Here is a 21,741-nt window from a genome sequence, read left to right as displayed (position 1 = left end):
TCGTAACGCTTGGTATGTAGCTGCTTGGTCGAGTGAGATTCCGGTCGACGAGCTTCTCGCAAGAACGATTCTTAACGTGCCAGTAGCGCTATGGCGTGATACCACCGGAAAAATGGTGGCTTTCGAAGACCGTTGCTGTCACCGAGGCGCTCCACTATCGAAAGGGCGCCTGGAAGGCGATCAGCTTCGGTGTATGTACCATGGTCTTCTATTTGATACGACGGGGCGCTGCGTCGAAATACCCGGACAAGAGCGCATTCCTCCGCAGGCTAAGGTGCGCACATTCCCAGTTGTGGAGAAGCACAAGTGGATCTGGATCTGGGTGGGTGATGCCAGCCTGGCGGATCCGTCCCTGATCCCTGATACACATTGGCTGGATCACCCCGAGTGGCGAAGCCTGGAGGGTTACACCTATTACACCACCAACTACCTGCTGATCGCTGACAACCTGCTTGACCTCGCACATTTGCCCTATGTTCATCCGAACACTCTGGGCGGTGACGAGGCGTATGCGGCCTGTATACCTCAGGTCGAAAAGCTGGAAAACGGCGTACGAGTAACGCGTTGGGGTGAAGGTATTAAGCCGGCACCTTTTGTGCAGAAGATCAAGAATTATCCGGGGCCTGTTGATCGTTGGAATGTCTACGACTTCCTGCTGCCGAGCATCTTCCTGATGGATTCGGGGATGCAGCCCACTGGGCAAAATGCCAAGGCGGGAAATCGCGTCAATGCGGCAGAGTTCCGTAGCACTCAGGCACTGACTCCGGAAACGGACGAATCCACGCACTACTTCTTTTCGCAGCCTCATAATTTCGCCATTGATGACCCCGAGGTGACGTTGGCAATCCACGACCAGGTCGTCACAGCGTTCCAGGAAGACAGCGATATGATTCATGCGCAAGATCGCATGTTGAAGCTGACCTCCGATTTCAAAATGATTCCGATCGGAGCTGATACTGCTCTTTCGTATTTCAGGTGGCTAGTGGCGAATGCTTATAAGGCTGAGCAGGCGGTAAGTAATCCCGTCAAGATCCAGGAGGTCTGAGATGAGCGACTGGAACCGCGTTCGAGTGATGGCGATCGTGAAAGCTGCTGACGCCATTATGGATGTCCGCTTGCTGGCCTTGGACGGTCAACCTCTTCCTGTGGCCGACGCGGGCTCGCACATTGATGTTCGCCTGCCAAATGGTTTGATCAGGCAGTACTCCGTTCACCGGTACGATCCCTCGGACGGAAGTTACTCAATTGGGGTCGGATTGTCTGAGCCGTCACGGGGTGGCTCAGCGTTCATTCATGCACACCTGCGAGTCGGCGACCTGCTCGAAATTAGTGCGGTTCGCAATAACTTCCCGCTGGAACGCAACGCAAGCACTTATTTGTTTATCGCCGGCGGTATCGGCATTACGCCGATTCTCAGCATGATTCGTTGGTGCGATGCGAATGACAAGCCGTGGCAACTTCTCTACTGCGTCCGCTCCCGGTCCCGGGCTGCTTACATCGAGCATCTTCCTCGTGGCGGAAAATTAGTGTTTCACTCGGATGACGAAACTGCCGGTCGTCCCGATCTGCAGGCGTTTACTCGTCAAGCAAGTTCAACGGACCACCTCTATTGCTGTGGACCGGCGCCCCTCATGAATGCGGTACGGGATGTCGCACAGGCTTACCTGCCTTCCGGCCAGGTGCATTTCGAGTTGTTCAGCGCACCTCAGTCGAGTGCTCCTGAAAAACAACAGAACAAAAGCTTCGTGGTGGAACTTGCTCGTAGTGGCATGGAACTAACCGTGCCAGCTGATACCAGCCTTCTCGATGCACTCGAAGAGGCGGGGATAATGGTGCCTTTTTCCTGCCGGGAGGGGCTTTGCCGTACTTGTGAATGCCGGGTACTAGCCGGTGAGATTGATCATAGGGACTATGTCCTCAGCGATGAGGAGCGTGCTTCCAATGCGGTCATTCTGCAGTGTGTTTCACGTGCCAAGTCCCCAAGGCTGGTGCTTGATATTTGACTGACACTGCATGTCACGCTTTATCTGGGAGGCAAGAATGAGTGTTTGCGAACTGAATGCTATCCGGGATGAGCTTCGCTCTCGTAGAGAAAATACTCCTGGGTCGCTGCAGCAGGCTCGCATTGGTTTTGACCAATTGTGCAAGCGTTTTTCGGCTCCGCCTTATTGCCGCTCCACGGCGTCGACGCTCGGTGGAGTGCCTGTACGGACGGTAACCTGCGTGGATTCCCGGCGCTCTCTGCTCTATGTCCACGGAGGTGGATTCATGGTGGGCAGCGCTGAAGGTTTTGAGGGGATCGCCGGTACGCTTGCTGCTGGTACATCTTCCACGGCTTATGTCGTTGATTATCGACTAACGCCTGAACATGCATACCCTGCTGCCCAGCAAGATGTTCTGACTGCGTATGCGGCGTTGCTCGCGAACAGCGAAGATGCAGACGATATCGCATTGGTGGGGGATTCGGCGGGAGCCCAACTCATCATGGCCGCTCTGATTCAGGCCCGGACCATGGGCATGGAAATGCCGGGTTGCGTCGTGCTGTTTTCTCCCTGGGTGGATCTGGCTCTCACCGGAGAAAGCCTCCATGCCAAGGCTGCTGTGGACTGCTTTCTTACACCCCAGAAGTTGCAAGCCTGTGCTGACGCCTACCTGGGAGAGCAAGTCGAGGCTGCTTCTTTTATCCTGGAGGCTGACCTGGACGGTTTGCCGCCGCTAATGATTCAAGTGGGGGAGTGTGAAATCCTTCTTGACGACGCGGTACGTCTGGCGAGAAACGCCGGATCAGCGGGTGTGGACACCAGACTGGAGGTATGGCCCGGTATGTTTCATGTCTGGCAGGCGTATGCGCCGGCTCTTTCTGAGGGTCGTGAAGCACTCGCCGCTGCCGTCAATTTCATAAACAGGGTGCTGGTACGGAAAAAGTCCGTTGGCGGTTGACTGTCGTTGCAGGCGATTGCTTTGCTCTACCGAATCAGGAAGACCGCCTGGATCCATGTGCCATGCCATTAGAGGCGAAGGATTTCCGCGGATTGGCACCCGCATTCATTGCCGTGGCGAAGACTGATCCACTGAGGGATCACGGGCTGGCCTATCGGGATGCGCTTTTGGCTGATGGTGGTCGTGCAGCGTCGCAAGTTGCGCAAGGAGTGGTGCTCTCAGGGCTGAGGGCTTTTGGGGTGGCCACCGAACGGGCCACCAGCGATGTCAGCCTCGATTGCCTGCGACTGCACTCGTCGCCCAGTTTCGGCCTGTTGTGGTTGATGCCTCGACTAGAGCAGTTTCGTCAGAGCCATCCGGATATTCAGCTCAACCTCTCGTGCTCCTACGAATCGCTGCACTTCAGTCGCGACAAGATCGATGTGGACATCCGCCACGGCATGCCCAACTGGCCAAGTTTCGAGGTGCGCACCGTGCGCAATGAAAAAATCGCGGTTATGGCGTCACCCAAACTACTGGAAAAACGCCCCATCTGTGCCGTTGCGGATTTGCTGGACTGCAACCTGATTCTGTCGGAGGCGACGCTGATAAAGTGGCCACAGTTGTTTGCTCAACATGGTCTGTCGCGCCCAGAAAAGCCTTACAGCCTGAGTTTTGACCGTTCCTATATGACGCTGGAGGCAGCCAGCCACGGGCTTGGATTCGCCTTGGAAAGCACACTGCTCGCGCAGGATTATCTAGCGCGTGGAGCGTTGGTCGAGGTAGCGCCGGAGTTGAGTGCGACAATCACTGCACACCACCTGGTTTTCCCGAGAGCGCATGCAAACTTCCCACGGGTCAGAAGATTCCTGGAGTGGATGCAGAAGGAGTTGGGTCATGACTTCAATTACTGATCTGGATGTCATTACACGCCAGCATCTCATCATATTGCCTGGTGAGTGCACGCTTTTGGCTGTGGCATGAGATGCCTAACTTGTGTCGATCTCGCAGAGCGAGATGAGGGCTGACTTGAGGGCTGTGGAGCCCAGTGATACGTCTTGTCAGTTGGTCCATTTAGCAAAAATTTACAGCTCTGTAATTAATGCGTGTAGGTGGGGGGCGCATGTTTTACAAACATGCACCACCTCACCCACTATCGCTGGCTTATAAGCCGCCCAGCGCGACGTACTTGATTTCCAGGTAGTCGTCGATACCGTATTTTGAGCCTTCACGGCCAAGTCCGGAGGTTTTCACTCCACCAAACGGTGCAACTTCTGTGGAGATCATCCCCTCGTTGACGCCCACCATGCCGAACTCAAGATTGTCGACGACACGAAAGATCAGGCCGACGTCACGTGCGTACACATAGGCAGCCAAGCCAAACGGTGTGTCGTTGGCCATCGCAATTGCCTCGTCCTCAGTATCGAAGCGGAAGAGGGGAGCGACAGGGCCGAAGGTTTCATCGTTGAAGATGAGTGCATCGCGTGGCACATCGGTGAGCACCGTTGGCTCGAAGTAACTACCACCCAAATCATGGCGTTTGCCCCCGGTGGCAATGCGTGCCCCTTTTTCCACCGCATCGGCAATGTGCTCTTCGACCTTTTGCACTGCATCCTCATTGATGAGCGGACCCAGTACCACCCCGTCATGCATGCCATTACCGACCCTGAGCGCAGCGGCGGCATCCGCGAGCTTCTTCGCGAATTGATCGTAGACACCCGATTGCACGAGCATGCGGTTGGCGGCAACACAAGCCTGGCCTGTGTTGCGGTACTTGGCGGCAAGTGCACCCTTCACTGCGGCATCGATATCAGCATCGTCAAAGACGATGAACGGCGCGTTACCGCCCAGTTCCATGCTCGCCTTCTTGATAGTCGGAGCGCACTGGGCCAGCAGCAGCGATCCCACTTCGGTCGAACCTGTGAAGGACAACTTGCGAACGACCGGGTTCGCTGTGAGCTCCCCGCCGATTGCGCGGGCCGAGCCTGTGACGACGTTGCATACACCCCGAGGCAGACCGGCGCGCTCGGCGAGTACGGCCAGAGCCAGTGCCGAGAGCGGTGTCTGACTGGCCGGCTTGATAACTCCTGCGCAACCAACCGCCCAGCCCGGGCCGGCTTTGCGTGTAATCATCGCGGAGGGGAAGTTCCACGGTGTGATGGCTGCAAACACGCCGATAGGGGCTTTCTGCACGAGAATGCGCCGACCGTCCACATTCTGCGGAATGATGTCGCCATTCACACGCTTCGCTTCTTCCCCGAACCATTCGATGAAGCTTGCGGCGTAAAGGATTTCGCCACGGGATTCCACCAAGGGCTTACCCTGTTCGGCCGTCAGGATGACCGCCAGGTCCTCGATGTTTTCAAGCATAAGCTCATAGAGCTTACGGAGGACCTTTGCACGCTCCTTTGGCAGCGTCTTGCGCCATCCCCGCATGGCGCGTTCGGCCGCTGCGATTGCGCGCCGAGTCTCGGACTCTCCACCGTTTGGTACGCGCGCCACCAATTCACCGGTGGCTGGATTGCGGACCTCGATTGTCTGGCCACTCTCTGCCTGGACCCATTCGCCGTCGATCAACATCGCCTGACGCAGCAGGTCGGGGTCTTTCAGATTCAAGGTTGCGGTGCTATTCATGGGGCAGACCTCAGATGGAGTTACGACCGATGAAGAAGGCTTCATCGAGGTCAGTGGTCGGGTTCAATCCAGCCGCTTCTAGTCCTTTACGTAACACCGCCATGTCGCGTTGGTACACGCGTTGGGTAGGGTGGGGCATAGGACCGCCGTTGTAACCCTGCAACCAGCCTTGGTATTTCCACATCATGCGATTGAGAAGTCCGTTTGCCGCCATTGGCAGGCTTGCAAACGCTTTGCGTGCCGGATCCATTTTGTACCAGAGCTGAGTTGCCTCATCGTAGTTGCCCGCGCGGATCAACTTGTGGATCTGTGGAAGCAATGGGCCGTAGTAAGAGGAGTAGTTAGTTCCACAGAAAGGGATGTCCATCACCTGTGCCAAAGGCACGTACTCATACTCAAGCGGAGATGAGATAACGACTTCCTCATGGAACTCGCGGTGAACTTCGATCGCCGACATGATGTAAGGCAGTCCGCCTTCGGCTTTGATTGCAACGACGTTGGGGATCTCGTCGACCATTCGACGCAGCACCGCCAGCGGAATGTCGGCAGGGTGCAAGCGGCTGAAACCCCAGGCGGGCAGCGGGAAGATTATTACGCCCAGGTTCGTCGCGGCGCAGATCGCCTTGGTGTACTCGAATACTTCGTCATAGGACTTCGGATAGAAGTACGGAGGATAGCCAAGCAGCACAAGGTCGGCGCCGGCAGCTTCGGCTCGCTTGACTGCCTCAATGTTATCTTCCAGCGTGTTGAACACCGCGTGGTGAACGATCACGAGACGGCCGGCTGCTTGATCGGCCATGATTTGACAGAACTCACCGTATTGCTCTTGGGTAATGGCTACCTCCGAGCAGGACAACGACCCGACGAAACCGTGCTTGATTGCCAGTTCTACGTCGTGGCGAATGGCTTTCTCATTGATGCGCTTGAAGTCGGAGGTCATTGTCGGAATCGTAACGTTGGCGACCCCAACGAGTTTCTCGCGGGCCCAGTCTCGAGCGTCCTTTTTATTGTAATTGGCCATGTAAGGCTCCTGTCAGTCAGGGTGGGTGATAGTCGTCGCTGTTCGCTCAGCGCTTTGTTTCAAAATCGATCGGCAATGGTGTTGCCAGCCCGGCTTCAAGTGCCTTGGTCAGGATGAGTTCCGCCACCACGATGTCTTGAAGACCACCGCCAACTGACTTGAACATTGGGGCCTTGGCTTGCTTCAACTGTTCACTGCAGGCGCCGCCCATCAGGTCAGACAGGCTGAAGGCCTTCTGGCGGAATTCGATCCCGGCGGCATGGGCGGCAAGCATGTCTCCTGTCTCTTCCAGCACTTCTTCCAGGGTGTCGCAGATGATCAAGTCGCTGCGCTCCACGACTGAAACATCTATTTCACGCTGCTCCGGGATGGTCGAGCCGATCGAAACGACGGTGGCGCCCGGCTTCAACCAATCGCCAAAAAGAATCGGCTTTTCATCGCGCGAGCGTGCTGCCGTCAGCACGATGTCGGCGCCTTCCACGGCTTCTTGTGCTGAGCCAACACCCCGGGCGGGTACACCGAGATCTCGTGTCGCCGATGCGGCAAATGCTTCGCGTCGTTCAGGAGTCGGGCTGAAGACGACAATTTCGGTCAGTTCGCGGACGCTGGCGAAGGCGCGGATGTGCATCGAAGCCTCCAATCCACTTCCTATGACGGCAAGGCGTGCAGGCCTCTGTGGGGCGAGGCGGTCAAGGGCCGCGGCCGAGGTAGCTGCAGTGCGAAATCCAGTCACCAGGTTTGCGTCAATGAAAGCGGCGATGCGATTGGTCGTCCGATCGAACAGAACGATGACGTACTCGATTCCCGGTGGCGCATCGCCCATGTTCGAGCCCATCAGCTTGGCGCCGAAGTAGCGTCCGCCCGCCGGAATAGCCGGCAGGGTGCGAAGCCAGGTTTTTTCAAGGCTTGCAACGGTGCGGGGCGGAGTAGCCCTGGCTGGCAAATGTTGCCCGTAAGCGGTCTGTAGCGCGGCGATCGCATCTTTCCAACGGAAAACGGCCTGCGCGGCAGCGCTTGAAACGAACACGGGGGACTGGGAAGTGGCGGTCATGCGTTGAGCTCCGAAAAAGGCAGAGACAGTTGAAGTAAAGGGCGAGGCGGCCTACGTAAGCCGCACTCAGGCTACGGATGGTTACTTAACTAAAGGCAGCACTAACAAAACGATGCGTACACAAAGTATTATTGGGTGAGATTGCCATTGTCAATGGCTTACTTTCCTAAAGATTGGTTTGCTTTGGTACGGTTGCGAAAACGAAACGGAACGTATAGATTTGATTTGTCTTTTGCAACGCTGATTTCTGGTGAGCGCCATGAAGCGGGGATGATGGGTAGTTGAAGGCCTGGACGGTCCTGCCCAGTGGATTTGTTCGTCGCTGCACTTGAAGCGGTACTGTGCGAGGCCTGAAGGCTCGCCACAGATGACTATACGAGGGCTATACCCGGTCGCGGATGTCTCTTGCCGAGGCGTATTTCGATGTATCGGATCTGGCAAACAGGCTGTGTCATTAGATCGCAGCTACCACCCGCCAAAGAAGCGGAGAGGAGACAAGAATGAGTCAGGTTAAACGCGTTTTGATTGTAGGCAGTGGAATCGGCGGTGCCACCGCAGCTTATGCACTGCGYAGAGCGGGAGTGGACGTCCACTGCATCGATATCAAGCCGGGGATTCCCTCGGCAGGGTCGGGCATTTGCCTGTTACACAACACGGTCCGAGCATTGGACATGATCGGATTGGCGGAGCCATGCCTCGACAGTGGTATGCGATTCGACGCGTTTCGGCAATTCGATTCCTCAGGTCAACTCCTGCGTTCGGATCCTGCACCTCCCAGCTGTGGCATCCGTCGGCCAGAACTTGCCCGAATCCTGGAGTCGGCAGCGCAAGGGGCGGGGGCAGTTCTAGATAAAGGGTTGACGATCGAACATCTCGACGACCGTGGGGACTGCGTCGAAGTTAAATTCTCGGATGGTCGCGAGGCTACCTATGACTTGGTTGTGGCTGCGGATGGTGCCTACTCCAAGCTCCGCGATCAGGTTTTCGGTGCTGAGTGCAGACCTCGTTTCGCAGGTCAGAGTGTGTGGCGTTTCAATGCGCCGCGTCCGGCTCAGATTGATGGGTTCTGTTTGTACCGCAGCCCGTCAGGTAAAACAGTGGGCTCTTTCCCGACATCGGAGGACAGCTGCTACCTGTTTTATCTCGAGAACAGCGTGGAGCCTCTGCGCGTACCAGAGGATCAAGCGAAAGCGATGATTCGCGAACGCCTTGCCGAATATACCGCACCGGCTGTACTGGAAGCGCTTGAACAGGTAACTGATGCCAGGCAGGTTATCTTCCGTCCGCTGGATATCACGCTGGTACCAGCGCCTTGGTACCGCGGCCGCGTAGTGCTCATCGGCGATGCTGCACATTCACCAACACCGCATATGACGTCTGGAGGTGGCATGGCCATCGAAGATGCCGTGGTGCTTGCAGACTGCGTATCCAAGACCCTATCTGTTAACGAGGCACTGGCGATGTACAGCGAGCGCCGATTTGAACGATGCAAAACCATTTGTGACGCGTCATTGCAACTTTGTCACTATGAGCAGGAAGATCCGCTGAAAAACAGGGAGAAGTCGGCGGCTCTATTGCTGAAAACCTATCAATATTTGGGACAGCCTATCTAGAGCATCAGGTTGACGTTATCTGTCAAAAAGTCCCGATTCACCTCTCAGGGTGAATTGGGACTGAGTCAATTCATACTTTTATAACGATCGGCAGCCAAACAGTGCTGTTCAGTTTTCTGAGTTCGTTACTCCCAGCAAGTGGTATATGTAGTCGATATGCGACTTGGCAAACTCCTCGTTTAATGGCGCGTGGCCGACCAACAGGCGCATGTAGACTGCTGAATAGATTATGTCCATAAGCGACTCGACATTGGTATCGCTTGGGATTTCACCGCTGCGTTTCCATTCTTCAAGTGTTTCTTTAACTATCGCGCGTCGCCCATAGTGGAATCTCTCTCGAAAGGCTCGTAATACTGAAGGGTCAGATTGTCCCTCGGCTATGATTTGAGCAAGTATTCGGCCTGGCCAACCAGAAAATTGCTCCACTAGTGTACGGAAATGAACAGCGATGGCCTTCTTGGGGCCGAGTTCAATTGGTAGTGGGGTTTTAAGAAGATGGTTCTCAATGAAGGCGTCAATGACCAGTAGGGCTTTCGAGTCCCACCATCTGTATATGGTTGCCTTGCTGACACCCGCTTCCTTTGCAATTGCCTCAATCGAGATGGCCTGAATGGAGTTCTCGCGTAGCAACTTTATGGTCGAATTCAGTATTTGCAGTCGAGTAACTTCGCTGCGTGGTCGTCCTAAAGACTTCTCCTGCATAAAGTATTCCTTAATAAATGTCTAATTTTAACAGGAGCGTGATGCTGCATGTGCTCACTCTGCGGCAGGGGCTGCTGCCTGCTGAAATCAAGCTGAGGCGTTTCTGATCGTAGCCAACAGACCACTCAAGAAGCAATGTAAAAAATGCTTTGGTTCTGGCTTGGTGAGCGTGGAAGGCCTGTGTGGATTAACTCCGAAGGCATATGAGGGCTGCCATCTGACGGTATTGAAAAAGTAAGCTTGCACAAAACGATACGGATCGTATATGTTTGTTCCGCGCATATGAAGCCCATCACGGGCACAACAACAAGAACGCGCGAAGGAGACAAACATGCATCAGGGTTCGAGCCTGAAAGGCGATGTTGCGACCGTTACCAGTGTGGGCAGCATCTGGCACCCGACCAGTGAACAGGTGGCTGAACGCGACAAGCACTTCGCGTCCGCTGATTTCCAAAATTTCCCCGTCAGCGCTGCCTCGGCGCGCGATACCACCGGCTCGATCCTCGACGCCGATCTCAGTCTTTCAATCGGCGTTCAGAGCTCCGCTACACTCCTCAACGTTTTCGGGGAGTGAGCATGTCGTTCCCCAATATTTTCAATCTCGGAATTGGGCGACGCAAGTTGCTCGTGTCCACCGCCAGTGCCGCGACGCTCGCCATGCTGGGTGCGTTGCCGGCGCTCGCGAAGCCATCCCGAGAGATCGCTCGAACACCATTCGACCCCAGTCCGTTTGACGTTCGCTTTGTCGTGACGGATCGCCGCTTGCCGCAAAGCCTGGCTTTCGCCATTGAGCATGCCAAAAAGGGTAGTGCGCGGCTTGAAGTCACGAACGGACTCACGAGGCTTTGGCAGGAATCGCTCGTGCCGTTTTGGCGTGAGCAAGATGGCGCTGTCGCCGGACTCACCACACGCGAGGTTTGGCATTGCCTTGCGGAACAAGCACGCAGCCAGTCGCGCCGCACGGTCGTGCTGCATCAGCACGACGTATCGGCGAGCCAGCCCAATCCTTTGGTTTCATGGATCATCGCGTGAATTATGAGAACACCCCCGAATGTATCCCCCGAGGTTTTTTCCGTCGCGCTGCAGGCGTTTGTCGGTGTAGTCGGAAAAGAATGGGTCTTCGTTGAGGACGAGGATCTGTTTCCCTACCGTGATTCTTATTCCCCGCTGCGCGACACGCCCGAAGATCGAAGCGCATCCGCTGCCGTGGCGCCCGGTTCGGTTGAAGAGGTGCAGGCGGTCGTGCGCATTGCCGATCAGCACCGCATACCGCTGTATACGATTTCCACTGGCAAAAACCTCGGCTACGGCGGTTCGGCGCCCAATCATGCCGGCAGTGTCGTGCTGGACCTGAAGCGGATGAACCGCATCATTGAGGTCAGCGAAAGCAACGGCTACGCCATCGTGGAGCCGGGCGTCAGCTATTTCGATCTGTATAACTACATCCAGGAACGTGGCCTGAAGGTGTGGCTGGACGTCGCCGACCCGGGCTGGGGCAGTGTGGTAGGCAATGCGCTTGACCACGGTGTGGGTCACACGTTGTCGCGCTTTCGCAACCACTTCGATTCGCACTGCGGTATGGAGGTGGTGCTGGCCAATGGGGAAGTGGTTCGCACAGGAATGGGAGCGCTACCCGGTTCCCAGACGTGGGGGCAATTCAAGATGGGCATGGGGCCGATCCTGGATGGCATTTTTTCCCAGTCCAATTTCGGCGTTGTCACCAAGATGGGCATCTGGTTGATGCCGGCACCAGAAGCCTTCATGCACGGTATGGTGATGGCGCCGCGTTATGACGACCTGCACGCCGTAGTGGAATTGCTCAAGTACGTCGAGAACACTGGTTTGGCTCCTGGTGCGCCGGAGATGGGCAGTCCGCTGCTCGGTATCAGCAATTACACGAAACATCTGGTGGACGCCTTTTACGATGGTCCGCCGCAGTTGCAGAAGCAGCATGCTGACCTGGTTGCGAAAGCCAGGGTCGGTTATTCGGCTGAATTGCAGAAGTATGGGCAAGACAACAACATTCCTTACTGGGTACTCAACCTGAAGTTCTACGGACCGCAGAAGGTGATCCAGGCGCAGTGGGAAGTGGTACAGGAGCTGGCGGCAAAGTCGATCAAGGGCGTGCGCTTTCAGGCTGGCCAGATCCAGACCGATCCGCGCAAGGCTTCTGCTGAGTGGACGGTTTATCCCCAGGATGTGGGTGTGCCGAACATGGATTTCTTCGGTATGGGCACGCGTGCCGGAGGCAACCCGCATCCGATGCGCGGCCATATGTGGTTCTCCCCGGTCATTCCACAGACTGCGCAAGGCATCCTCGAAGCCAACCGTGTCTTCGAAGAAGCGCACCGCGCCATGCCTGCGCTGCAGAATGTGCCGATCTGGAACCTCAGGCCTTTTGCGTTGCCTGCGCCGTTTTTCGAGCGCGCTTTCCTTTTCATCGTGGGCTTCCCGATCACCGATGATGCGGCGATGAACAAGGCCTCCATCAAGGCGTATCGGACACTGCTCGATATCGGCGCACAGCATGGCTGGGGCGAATATCGTTGCCACCCGGAATTCCAGGACCAGGCCATGGGCCTGTATTCGTATAACAACAACAGCCTGCTGCGCTTGAACGAGGTCATCAAGGACGCCATCGATCCCAACGGGACTCTTTCGCCGGGCCGCTACGGCATCTGGCCCAGGCACTTGAGGAAGGGCGCCCAATGAAGACGAATTGCCTCATCGTGCTGCTGATGCTGGCAGGTCTGGCAGTCGCCTCCGAGCCGGCCAAGCAAGCCGTACCAGCCCATCGCGGCAAGCAGATTTTCGATCAGTGGTGCGGGATCTGTCACGCCGCATCTCCACGCATGCCCGGCACTGCTTCGCTGGCGGCTAAATACGGCGGCAGCTTACCGGCTGCATTGGAAGACCGCACTGATATGCCTCCGGCCTTCATCAAACATTTCGTTAGCAACGGCGTACTGATCATGCCGGCATTTCGTAAAACCGAAATAACCGATGCCGACCTTGAATTGCTTGTCGACTACCTAAAGGCCAAAGACCAATGAGCTCACATTCTGTTTCTGACACTCTGACCAAGGTTGCTGGCAACCGGAGGGAAACCCGCAACGGTACCGCGGCGCTCGTCATCGGGCATTGCGCTGGCCTGATGGATATCACCACTTTGCCGATCTGGGTTGGAATCGTCCTGATCGGGCAACTGGCCCTTGATCCACAGCGTGCCGGGTTCCTGCTGACTCTTTTCCTCGGGTCGGTCGTGCTTAGCAGCCTGTGTATCGCACCAAGACTATCCCGACTCAATCGCAAGCGCATAGCATCGGCGGCTTATGCCGTGGCTGGTATGACTTTCGCCAGCATGCCAAGCGCAAGTGCCAGCTATATCCTTTTGGCTTCGGCGCATGTCGTCGCTGGCCTGGCGGTTGGCTGCGGCCTGTCGATAGTTCACGGGACGATGGGGGGCACTGCCAATCCGCACCGCACAGCGGCATTAGCTTTTAGCTCGCTGAGCCTGGTGTCCATCCTGGTGATGGCGACGCTGCCTCCGCAAGTGGGCAAGATCGGCCCGAACATATTCTTCTACACGATGTCGGGCATCATGTTCACTGCCGCACTGGCCGCACTGGTGGCTTTTCCGAACGTCGCCCGTGCGGTCCAGCACGATCGATCCGCGCTCGCCAAGTTGCCTGCGCGAGTGTGGTTCGGCATCGCTGGCGTGAGCTTGTTGATGGTGAGCCATTCGATGGTCTTCGGCTTCATCGAGCGTGTAGGGGGCTGGCATGGATTCAGCGCGGCGCAGATCACCACGGTGCTTGTCATCAGTGGCTTCGTGAACCTCGTACCTGCCGCACTTTCCAGCCTCCTCGAACGCCACTTGCCGGCCTCGGGCGTAGTCATCGCCGGTCCTCTAATCCAGGCCTCTGCCGCAGTCGCTGTGACCCAGTTCAGTGGCTACGGGGTTTACATCGTCGCAACCTCGGTTCTCATCGCCGTCGTTACATTTACCCATGTGTTCGCATTCGGGGTGCTGGCGCGACTGGACCCGTCCGGTCGCGTGGTCGCAGCCACCCCGGTGATGGTCATGGCGGGTTCGGCTACTGGCCCACTCCTTGGGGGCGTGCTCGCCCTGCATGTTGGCTATGGCAGCTTGGGCTGGGCGGCGTTGGTGTTGGGTCTTTTGTCCGCCATCTGCTTTCGCCTTGGTACCCGTCAGTCGTGATCAAACACAGCAATTGTATGAAGTCCCTTACTAGAGGTTGGCTATGAGCAAGCGATTGCAGGACAAGGTGGTTTTACTGACCGGCATCGGCAGTGGTATGGGGCGCGAGACAGCTCGGCTGTTCGCCAGCGAAGGCGCGATCGTCGTCGGCTGCGACATCAACCCGCAGACGGCCGTAGAAACCGCAAAACTGGTTGAAAACGATGGTCATTCCATCGACGTGGTTGCGCCTGTCGACCTCAGCGATCGCGAGGATGTAGCGCGTTGGATTGATGGTGCTGTCGCTCGGCATGGCCGAATTGACGCGCTCTACAATAATGCCAGTCTGCCGCGCTTTGCGCCTTTTGCGGTGCAGAGCGACGTTGACTATGTCTTCACTATCCAGAATGAACTTGATCTTGTCTGGCGTGCTTGTCAGCTTGCCTGGCCACATCTGGTGAAGTCCAAAGGTGCCATCGTCAATATCGGCTCCGGTGCTGGCATGCAGGGAGCGAGAACGCTGCCGCAGGCTGCGCATGCCGCGGCGAAGGGGGCGGTCCTTGCCTTGACGCGCCAACTGGCCGCAGAAGGCGTTGCTGTTGGTGTAAGGGTTAACTCGGTTAGCCCTGGTGTGATGAACACCCCGCCCGTTCAGGCGATGTATCGGGAGTTTGGTGACAAAGCACCCGTGGCTCCGATCGTGGAGCGCACCCTGACCGGTAAGCCAGGCGAGCCGATCGCTGTCGCTTGGGCTGGCCTTTACCTGACCTCTGATGAATCTAAATGGGTCACTGGGATCAATATCCCTGTGGACGGTGGGGCTAGCTCAATCATGTAAGCCGAGTCGGGTTCAGATGACTGAGCCCGGCAGGCCGATCCTGTACAGGCAAGAGTAGTGTTGACCATGACTAACATTTCGATGAATACCCTCAATGCAGCCAAGGTGCTGGCAAGCCCGCTGCAGATCAACGGATTGCAAATCAAAAACCGCATTATCCTCGGGCCGATGGCGGTACTTCGCCCAACCGAAGACGGCCGCCCAAGCGAGCAGACCATTGCGTTCCTCAAGCGCCGCGCGCAGGGCGGAGTTGGCCTGGCCATCGTTGGCGGATCGGTATGCAGCGAACGCGCCTGGAACGAGTCGCCGTTTGCGCCAAACCTGCGCTTTGACAAGGACGAATTTGTCGATGATCTCAAGCGCCTGACCGACGCCGTACATGAAAGCGGTGCGGCAGTGTTCGCGCAGCTGTTTCCGAGTTTCGGCCGCATGGGCGTGCCGCGAAACGGCCGGTGGATTTTGGCGGCCAGCCCGAAGCCGGTGAACCTGGGGGCCGGTGGCTTGCCCAACCATCTCTACATCCCCGGCGGCCGAATCACACCGGTGCCACACGAGGCCAGCATCCAGGAGATCAAGGACATCGAGGCGAGTGTCGTCAGCGGTGCACGCCGAGCCAAGGCTTGTGGTTTCGATGGCGTCGAGATTGGCGCACACATGTGCTACTTCTACTCGTCCTTTTTGTCCCCGCTGGCCAATCAGCGCACCGATGAATATGGCGACTCGGTTGCCAATCGCGCAAGAGCCTTGCGCGACGTGGTTGCAGCGGTGCGCGCCGAAGTCGGCCCGGATTATCCGGTGGGTGTGCGCATGAGTGTGAATGACCATATGCCCGGCGGCCAAGGGCCTGAGGGTTACGCTGAAGTGGCAGCGCACATCGCCGAGGTCGGCCTGGACTTCATCTCGCTAAGCGAGGGCAACTACGAGTCGATGCGTGACAATGTGCCAAGTTCTTCCGGCAACATGCTGACTCTCGGGGGGCCGGAGGCCTTCCGCAAGGCACTAGGAAGCGGGGTGCTCCTGTTCCTATCCAGTACACCAGACCCCCGGCAAGCGGCGGCGGCAATTTGGGACGGTGATGTCGATGCAAGCATGCTGGCGCGGCAGATGCTGGCCGACCCTGATTATGCGGTGAAGGTTATCGAAGGCCGTGAGGCTGAGATCGTGTGGTGCGACCATTCTAATTCCTGTCTGCGCAGGCTGATACTCAACGCACCGGTTGCCTGTCATAAGAACCCGGAAATGGGGCGCGAGGATCCGAAGGCTAAACGTTCCAGCCCGGCTCAGAACCTGGGCGTCTGGGTAGCGGGTAACAAAGTGCTGATGGGCGTTGCCGACAAGCTTGCCCGCGCCACGCGGAAGAAATGACCCAATTGGGACGAGCACTTCGATAAGTCTTATAGCGAGACGAGCGGGGTGTTCGTAACCAATGACTCGACGTCGGTATCCGATCAAGTCAAGCTTACGTACTGAACTTGATCAACGGCTAGGTCTCGGAGTCAGTGTTATTGACACCCAGTAAGTGGTACACAAAGTTTATGTGCGACTCGGCAAACTCCTGATTAAGTGGGGCGTGTCCAATCATGAGTCGCATGTAAACGGCTCCGTAAATCAAATCCATCAGTATCTCGATATCCGTATCGGGAGATATCTCGCCGCTAACCCTCCATTCTTCTAGAGTTTCTCGAATTATTGCGCGTCTTCCATAATGAAACCGCTCTCGGAAATCTCGTAAAGTAGAGGGAGATGACTGACCTTCCGCGAGAATTTGTGCGACCAATCGGCCGGCCCAACCAGAATATTGGTCCACAAGGGAGCGGAAGTGCTGAGCAATTGCCTCTCTCGGGCCAAGTTCTCGTGGCAAGGGTGTCTTCAACATCTGATTTTCTATGAACGCGTCAATGACGACTAACGCTTTAGAGTCCCACCACCGGTATATGGTCGATTTACTAACGCCAGCTTCTCGTGCTATCGCCTCGATTGAGATGGCCTGAATGGATTTTTCCTGCAGGAGACTGATGGTAGCGTCCAGGATCTGACGGCGCGTAGCTTCACTACGTGGGCGACCCACTACCGATTTTGTGGTCGATGCGGGTTTATTAATCGACATTCTCAAGATCCCTTACCCAGGTACATTTGTTCTGAAAAACAAAAGCCCAGGATGGCTCTCGTCAAGATATTAATTAGTATACGTAGTGTTCAGTATATTGCCTGTGTTGAATAATTTCTACCCCGGGTTAAATCCATGTCGTAGGAAAGCCTTTGATCACGATTAAGCCAGTTTTGCCGAATATTCGCGGGTCTTCATAGCTTAAATTGAGGGTGGTGTTGTAGGCGACAATTCTCCGATTTGGTTAGATTTATTCGACTCACAGCGTTTCGTATGTTTCAGCTTCTTTTGGGCGGGAGCTTTGTCGGGCAGTCAGCGACGCGAGTAAGCAAGCAAGGAGTGATTTGTCACCTGTGTCGGTGAGTCACCCCTTCCGGGCTCGTTTGCGCTTTTTGTTCGTTGCGATAAGAGCCTCTATGAAAAGTGCAATCTTCTGTTTGTAACGTGCATTTTTCGTCCTGTTCCAGCACCTCATACTGGAATGGTATTTACCCGCTTACCCGCTTACCTGCTTGCCATCTGGCGTACGGTGCCTTCCGGCGCGATTCACAGGTGCTTGCTGAGCGGAGCGCTACTATCCAATAATAAAGAGACCGCCCATGAAAACTCCAAACCCGCTATTGGAAGACCTGAAAGGCGTTCTGCCTATTATCGCGGCTAATGCCTTCGAGGCCGAACGCGCGCGTTATGTTCCCGCCGAAAATATCGCCTTGCTCAAAGGCATTGGTATGCACCATGCGTTGCAGCCGAAAAAATACGGCGGCATGGAGATCTCCCTGCCTCAGTTTGCCGACTGCATCGCATTGTTGGCCGGTTCCTGTGCCAGCACTGCCTGGGCCATGAGCCTTCTATGTACTCACAGTCATCAAATCGCAATGTTTTCCAGCAAGCTGCAGGATGAGGTTTGGGGGAATGACCCCGATGCTACTGCCAGCAGCAGCATCGCGCCTTTTGGTCGCACCGAGGAGGTGGAGGGAGGCGTCACCTTTAGTGGTGAGATGGGATGGAGTTCAGGCTGTGATCATGCCGAATGGGCCATCATGGGATTCTTTCGCGAGAATACCGAAGGCACTCGGGATTATTGTTTCGCGGTGCTGCCAAGCAGTGACTACGAAATTCGCGATGACTGGTTTGCCGTTGGTATGCGTGGCAGCGGTAGCAAAACCCTGATCGTCAAGAATGCTTTCGTGCCTGAGCACCGAGTCCAGAAAGCCAGGGACATGATCGAAGGCAAGTCGGCGGGCTTTGGTCTGTATCCGGACAGCAAGATTTTCTTCGCCCCTTATCGGCCTTATTTTGCCAGCGGCTTCTCGACTGTCAGCCTGGGTATTGCCGAGCGCATGCTGGATGTTTTCCGTGAGAAAACCCGCAACCGCGTCCGTGCCTACACCGGTGCCGCTGTCGGCGCAGCCACCCCGGCATTGATGCGCCTGGCGGAATCCACGCATCAGGTTGCAGCCGCCCGAGCGCTGCTGGAAAAAAGCTGGGAAGAGATTGCTGATTACAGTGAGCGCCACGAATACCCAAGCCGTACCACGCTCACGTTCTGGCGTACCAATCAGGGTTATGCCACAAAGATGTGTATCCAGGCCGTGGACCGTCTGATGGAAGCGGCCGGCGGCGGTGCATGGTTTGAAACCAACGAGTTGCAACGCTTGTTCCGCGATTCGCATCTTACGGGTGCGCATGCCTACACCGACTATGACGTCTGTGCACAGATACTCGGTCGCGAACTGATGGGTCTTGAGCCCGACCCCTCAATGGCCTGAGGCCGTTCGCCGCCAAGCCACAAGCCCCTCATAAAAATAATTAGAGCGCGCCCCAAGGCGTGCTCGGGAGTCTTGCATGTCCGATATTAATGAGATTGCCGTTTCTTCCGCCTTCGATGCGCGTGCATTTCGCCGCGCATTAGGTAACTTCGCCACCGGCGTGACAGTAGTGACAGCCGCCGATCAGAACGGCCGCAAAGTGGGGGTGACGGCCAACAGCTTTAACTCGGTGTCGCTAGATCCGCCGTTGATCCTGTGGAGCATCGACAAGCGCTCTTCAAGTCACGATGTGTTTGAAGAAGCTACACACTTTGCCGTGAACGTACTCGCTGCTGATCAGATCGATCTTTCGAACAATTTCGCCCGTCCAAAGGATGACCGTTTTGCAGAGGTCGAATTCGAAACAGGCAAGGGCGGGGCGCCAGTGTTCGCTGACTGCTCGGCGCGTTTTCATTGCGAAAAATACCAGCAGGTGGACGGTGGTGATCATTGGATCATGATTGGCAAGGTGGTGGCTTTCGATGATTTTGGTCGTTCACCGTTGCTGTACCACCAGGGTGCCTACTCCATGGTGCTGCCGCACACGCGCATGACCAAGAGTGGTGAAGGTCAGCCGCCCAGCAGCCACTTCCAAGGGCGGCTGAACCATAATCTTTACTACCTTATGACTCAGGCGCTTCGCGCTTATCAAGCAAGCTATCAGCCCCGACAATTGTCCACCGGTTTACGAACCAGTGAGGCACGTATGCTGATGGTGCTTGAAAATGATGCGGGTCTAAGCCTCACCGATCTGCAGCGCGAGGTGGCGATGCCCGTGCGGGAAATCGAGGAGGCCGTTGCCAATCTCACTCGTAAAGGTCTGGTCTGTGAAGAAGATGGGCACTTGCATTTGACGGTGAAAGGTATCGATGAAACGGAAGGATTGTGGTCAATAGCCCGTGAACAGCAGGAAAAAGTCTTCAGTCAATTTAGCAACGACCAATTGGAAACCTTCAAGACCGTGCTGAAAACGGTTATCAGGCTCTGACCTGATTTAGTTTGCAATCAAATTAGTCGGCGCCAGAGGCGCCGTTTTATATGGGGGTGAGAATTTTTATGGCTATATCGGCGTGATATGATTGTTAATATGCTAACTAAATTCGAGTCGTTCTTAAATGCCCAAGCACCGACAGTCTCTAACACTCAACTTGCTCCAGGCCCGTGAAGTCGCCATGAGCTTTTTCCGGCCCTCCCTGAAGGATATTGGCCTCACTGAACAACAATGGCGGGTGGTGCGGATTCTCAGTCAGCAGGGCGAACTGGAGATCAATCGCTTGGCGGACTTGGCGTGTATTCTCAAGCCCAGCATGACCGGGGTACTGGCGAGGATGGAAGCCGCAGAGCTGGTCGAACGACGGCGCTCAGAACACGACCAGCGTCGAGTGCTGGTGAAACTGACCGTTGCCGGAGATAGCTGTTTTGAAAGTATGAGGGGGCGCATGGAAGAGAACTATGAGCGCTTGCAGGAAGGCTTCGGCGCGGAAAAATTGCAGACGTTGTTGGTGCTGCTCAACGATTTGAAGTCACTGAAACGTTGATCTCTGGATGATCACTGCTGGCAAAAACGACCGCCAGCAGTGAGTGTTTGAAATTGACTTGAAATCAGTAAACGCCACCGGTACTGATGGTGGCCGGGGTATTTTTGAACTTACTTGTCAGTGCTTTCAGGCCTTGCATCAGTACAGTGGTGTCGACGCCCACCGCTACGAATGCCGCGCCGAGCTCGATGTAGCGCCTGGCCAGTTTTTCGTCAGCGCTGAGAATGCCGGGTGCTTTGCCCGCATTGCGGATTCGAATGATCGTGTCTTCAATGACTGCTTGAACTTCGGGATGGCCCGGATTACCACGATGGCCCATGGCAGCGCTGAGGTCGGCGGGGCCGATAAACACGCCGTCAACGCCTTCGACGTTGACGATGGCATCCAAATTGGCCAAGCCTTTGAGGCTTTCAATCTGCACCAGCAGGCATATTTGCTCGTCAGCCTTGTCCAGGTATCCGGGCACGGTGTTCCAGCGTGACGCCCGTGCCAATGCGCTACCTACACCGCGCACGCCACTGGGTGGATAGCGCACGGCGCGCACCAGTTCTTGCGCTTGCTCGGCGCTTTCGACCATCGGCACCAACAAGGTCTGGGTGCCGATGTCCAAAATTTGTTTGATCAACGTTGTGTCGCCAGCGACAGGGCGGATCACCGGATGACTGGCGTAGGGCGCTATCGCCTGTAGTTGACCAAGCATGCTGCGTACGTTATTGGGCGCATGCTCGCCGTCGATCAATAGCCAATCGAAATCGGCATTGGCTGCCAGCTCCGCGCAGTAAGGGTTGGCCAGGCCGAGCCAAAGGCCGATCTGCGCTTTGCCGCTTTTCAGGCGTTGCTTGAATGTGTTGATGGGCATATCCATGAATCAATCCTCCAGGAGTCAGACGAAGCGGCAGGAGATGGAGCCCAGCATGTCGTAGTCGACATGGAAGGTATCGCCTGGGCTGGCGGCCACTGGACGGGTAAACGACCCGCCCAGAATGATTTGCCCCGGTTGTAACGTGACATCGTAAGGTGCGAGCTTGTTGGCCAGCCAGGCGACACCTTTCGCCGGGTGATTGAGCACGGCGGCAGAAACTCCTGATTCCTCGATCACGCCATTGCGGTACAAGACAGCAGGCACCTTGCGCAGGTCGACCTCATGAGGGCGCACAGCACGGCCACCCATGACCACTCCCGCGTTCGCCGCATTGTCGGAAATGGTGTCGAAGACCTTGCGCGTGGCTTTGGTCTCGGGATCGATCTGCTGGATACGCGCGTCAATGATTTCCAGGGCGGGGATCACCCATTCGGTAGCATCCAGTAC

Annotated in this window: 22 protein-coding genes; 15 read left to right on the top strand and 7 right to left on the bottom strand. The window is 56.2% G+C overall.

Annotation, left to right across the window (positions count from 1 at the left end; all coding sequences use genetic code 11):
• The 4 genes from AC1DU9_RS25555 to AC1DU9_RS25540 form a co-directional block, all read left to right on the top strand.
• A partial coding sequence (locus AC1DU9_RS25555) for an aromatic ring-hydroxylating dioxygenase subunit alpha (protein ID WP_477810975.1) occupies window positions 1–1,045 on the top strand: 1,045 nt, incomplete at its 5' end.
• A gap of 1 nt (window position 1,046) precedes the next feature.
• Window positions 1,047–2,003, top strand: coding sequence for a PDR/VanB family oxidoreductase (locus AC1DU9_RS25550; RefSeq protein WP_223457498.1), 957 nt, complete (start codon window positions 1,047–1,049; stop codon window positions 2,001–2,003).
• A gap of 10 nt (window positions 2,004–2,013) precedes the next feature.
• Window positions 2,014–2,940: an alpha/beta hydrolase gene (locus tag AC1DU9_RS25545; RefSeq protein WP_457266054.1), complete on the top strand. Its 927-nt coding sequence runs from the start codon at window positions 2,014–2,016 to the stop codon at window positions 2,938–2,940.
• A complete protein-coding gene (locus AC1DU9_RS25540; protein WP_223457501.1) occupies window positions 2,937–3,833 on the top strand; it encodes a LysR substrate-binding domain-containing protein in 897 nt (298 codons plus the stop codon). The genes AC1DU9_RS25545 and AC1DU9_RS25540 overlap by 4 nt, the downstream gene beginning before the upstream one ends.
• Before the next feature lie 250 nt (window positions 3,834–4,083).
• On the opposite strand, the gene AC1DU9_RS25535 is transcribed toward AC1DU9_RS25540, so the two are convergent.
• From AC1DU9_RS25535 to AC1DU9_RS25525, 3 genes are read right to left on the bottom strand one after another with little or no spacing between them, the layout of a single operon-like run.
• Window positions 4,084–5,535, bottom strand: coding sequence for an NAD-dependent succinate-semialdehyde dehydrogenase (locus tag AC1DU9_RS25535; protein ID WP_317850356.1), 1,452 nt, complete (start codon window positions 5,533–5,535; stop codon window positions 4,084–4,086).
• 28 nt (window positions 5,536–5,563) lie between these two features.
• Window positions 5,564–6,574, bottom strand: coding sequence for a dihydrodipicolinate synthase family protein (locus AC1DU9_RS25530; RefSeq protein ID WP_223457503.1), 1,011 nt, complete (start codon window positions 6,572–6,574; stop codon window positions 5,564–5,566).
• Window positions 6,575–6,620: 46 nt separating this feature from the next.
• Window positions 6,621–7,625 (bottom strand): ornithine cyclodeaminase family protein, encoded by a 1,005-nt coding sequence (locus tag AC1DU9_RS25525; RefSeq protein WP_223457505.1) that lies wholly within the window; start codon window positions 7,623–7,625, stop codon window positions 6,621–6,623.
• A gap of 500 nt (window positions 7,626–8,125) precedes the next feature.
• On the opposite strand from AC1DU9_RS25525, the gene AC1DU9_RS25520 reads away from it, so the two are divergent.
• On the top strand, window positions 8,126–9,238 hold the full coding sequence (locus tag AC1DU9_RS25520) for an FAD-dependent oxidoreductase (RefSeq protein WP_223514671.1): 1,113 nt from the start codon (window positions 8,126–8,128) through the stop codon (window positions 9,236–9,238).
• Between the two features lie 108 nt (window positions 9,239–9,346).
• Here AC1DU9_RS25520 and AC1DU9_RS25515 read toward each other — a convergent pair whose 3' ends face one another.
• Window positions 9,347–9,940: a TetR/AcrR family transcriptional regulator gene (locus AC1DU9_RS25515; RefSeq protein WP_223457509.1), complete on the bottom strand. Its 594-nt coding sequence runs from the start codon at window positions 9,938–9,940 to the stop codon at window positions 9,347–9,349.
• Window positions 9,941–10,271: 331 nt separating this feature from the next.
• Between AC1DU9_RS25515 and AC1DU9_RS25510 the strand changes: the two genes are divergently transcribed.
• The 7 genes from AC1DU9_RS25510 (at window position 10,272) to AC1DU9_RS25480 (ending at window position 16,344) form a co-directional block, all read left to right on the top strand.
• Window positions 10,272–10,514 (top strand): hypothetical protein, encoded by a 243-nt coding sequence (locus AC1DU9_RS25510; RefSeq protein WP_223514674.1) that lies wholly within the window; start codon window positions 10,272–10,274, stop codon window positions 10,512–10,514.
• Window positions 10,515–10,516: 2 nt separating this feature from the next.
• Entirely contained in the window at window positions 10,517–10,972 is a 456-nt protein-coding gene (locus AC1DU9_RS25505; RefSeq protein ID WP_223514677.1) for a hypothetical protein, read from the top strand.
• A 3-nt stretch (window positions 10,973–10,975) separates the two neighbouring features.
• Window positions 10,976–12,652 carry an FAD-binding oxidoreductase gene (locus AC1DU9_RS25500; protein ID WP_223514680.1) on the top strand — a complete coding sequence of 559 codons (1,677 nt, stop codon included), beginning with the start codon at window positions 10,976–10,978 and terminating at the stop codon, window positions 12,650–12,652.
• Window positions 12,649–12,993 carry a c-type cytochrome gene (locus tag AC1DU9_RS25495; RefSeq protein ID WP_223514682.1) on the top strand — a complete coding sequence of 115 codons (345 nt, stop codon included), beginning with the start codon at window positions 12,649–12,651 and terminating at the stop codon, window positions 12,991–12,993. The genes AC1DU9_RS25500 and AC1DU9_RS25495 overlap by 4 nt, the downstream gene beginning before the upstream one ends.
• The gene (locus tag AC1DU9_RS25490; RefSeq protein WP_223514684.1) at window positions 12,990–14,162 is read left to right on the top strand and encodes an MFS transporter; all 1,173 of its coding nucleotides are present in this window, start codon (window positions 12,990–12,992) and stop codon (window positions 14,160–14,162) included. The genes AC1DU9_RS25495 and AC1DU9_RS25490 overlap by 4 nt, the downstream gene beginning before the upstream one ends.
• Before the next feature lie 43 nt (window positions 14,163–14,205).
• Complete coding sequence (locus tag AC1DU9_RS25485) at window positions 14,206–14,979, top strand: SDR family NAD(P)-dependent oxidoreductase (protein WP_223514686.1); 774 nt, start codon at window positions 14,206–14,208, stop codon at window positions 14,977–14,979.
• A 66-nt stretch (window positions 14,980–15,045) separates the two neighbouring features.
• The gene (locus AC1DU9_RS25480; RefSeq protein WP_223457522.1) at window positions 15,046–16,344 is read left to right on the top strand and encodes an oxidoreductase; all 1,299 of its coding nucleotides are present in this window, start codon (window positions 15,046–15,048) and stop codon (window positions 16,342–16,344) included.
• Window positions 16,345–16,462: 118 nt separating this feature from the next.
• Here the strand turns inward: AC1DU9_RS25480 and AC1DU9_RS25475 are convergent, their stop codons facing one another.
• On the bottom strand, window positions 16,463–17,086 hold the full coding sequence (locus tag AC1DU9_RS25475) for a TetR/AcrR family transcriptional regulator (protein ID WP_223514687.1): 624 nt from the start codon (window positions 17,084–17,086) through the stop codon (window positions 16,463–16,465).
• 599 nt (window positions 17,087–17,685) lie between these two features.
• Here AC1DU9_RS25475 and AC1DU9_RS25470 point away from each other — a divergent pair.
• The 3 genes from AC1DU9_RS25470 (at window position 17,686) to hpaR (ending at window position 20,432) form a co-directional block, all read left to right on the top strand.
• On the top strand, window positions 17,686–18,855 hold the full coding sequence (locus tag AC1DU9_RS25470) for a p-hydroxyphenylacetate 3-hydroxylase oxygenase component (RefSeq protein WP_223514689.1): 1,170 nt from the start codon (window positions 17,686–17,688) through the stop codon (window positions 18,853–18,855).
• A 76-nt stretch (window positions 18,856–18,931) separates the two neighbouring features.
• Entirely contained in the window at window positions 18,932–19,882 is a 951-nt protein-coding gene (locus tag AC1DU9_RS25465) for a p-hydroxyphenylacetate 3-hydroxylase reductase component (RefSeq protein WP_477810974.1), read from the top strand.
• 127 nt (window positions 19,883–20,009) lie between these two features.
• Complete coding sequence (gene hpaR / locus AC1DU9_RS25460; protein ID WP_223457529.1) at window positions 20,010–20,432, top strand: homoprotocatechuate degradation operon regulator HpaR; 423 nt, start codon at window positions 20,010–20,012, stop codon at window positions 20,430–20,432.
• A 64-nt stretch (window positions 20,433–20,496) separates the two neighbouring features.
• On the opposite strand, the gene hpaI is transcribed toward hpaR, so the two are convergent.
• Both hpaI and AC1DU9_RS25450 read right to left on the bottom strand, forming a co-directional pair.
• The gene (gene hpaI, locus AC1DU9_RS25455) at window positions 20,497–21,297 is read right to left on the bottom strand and encodes a 4-hydroxy-2-oxoheptanedioate aldolase (RefSeq protein ID WP_223514695.1); all 801 of its coding nucleotides are present in this window, start codon (window positions 21,295–21,297) and stop codon (window positions 20,497–20,499) included.
• Window positions 21,298–21,315: 18 nt separating this feature from the next.
• Window positions 21,316–21,741 (bottom strand): fumarylacetoacetate hydrolase family protein (locus tag AC1DU9_RS25450; protein WP_477810973.1); only part of this gene is annotated, 426 nt, incomplete at its 5' end.

Source organism: Pseudomonas sp. P4_C1, from assembly GCF_056402155.1.
Note: the sequence above shows the minus strand (reverse complement) of the source record. Positions and strands in the feature narration are given on the sequence as shown.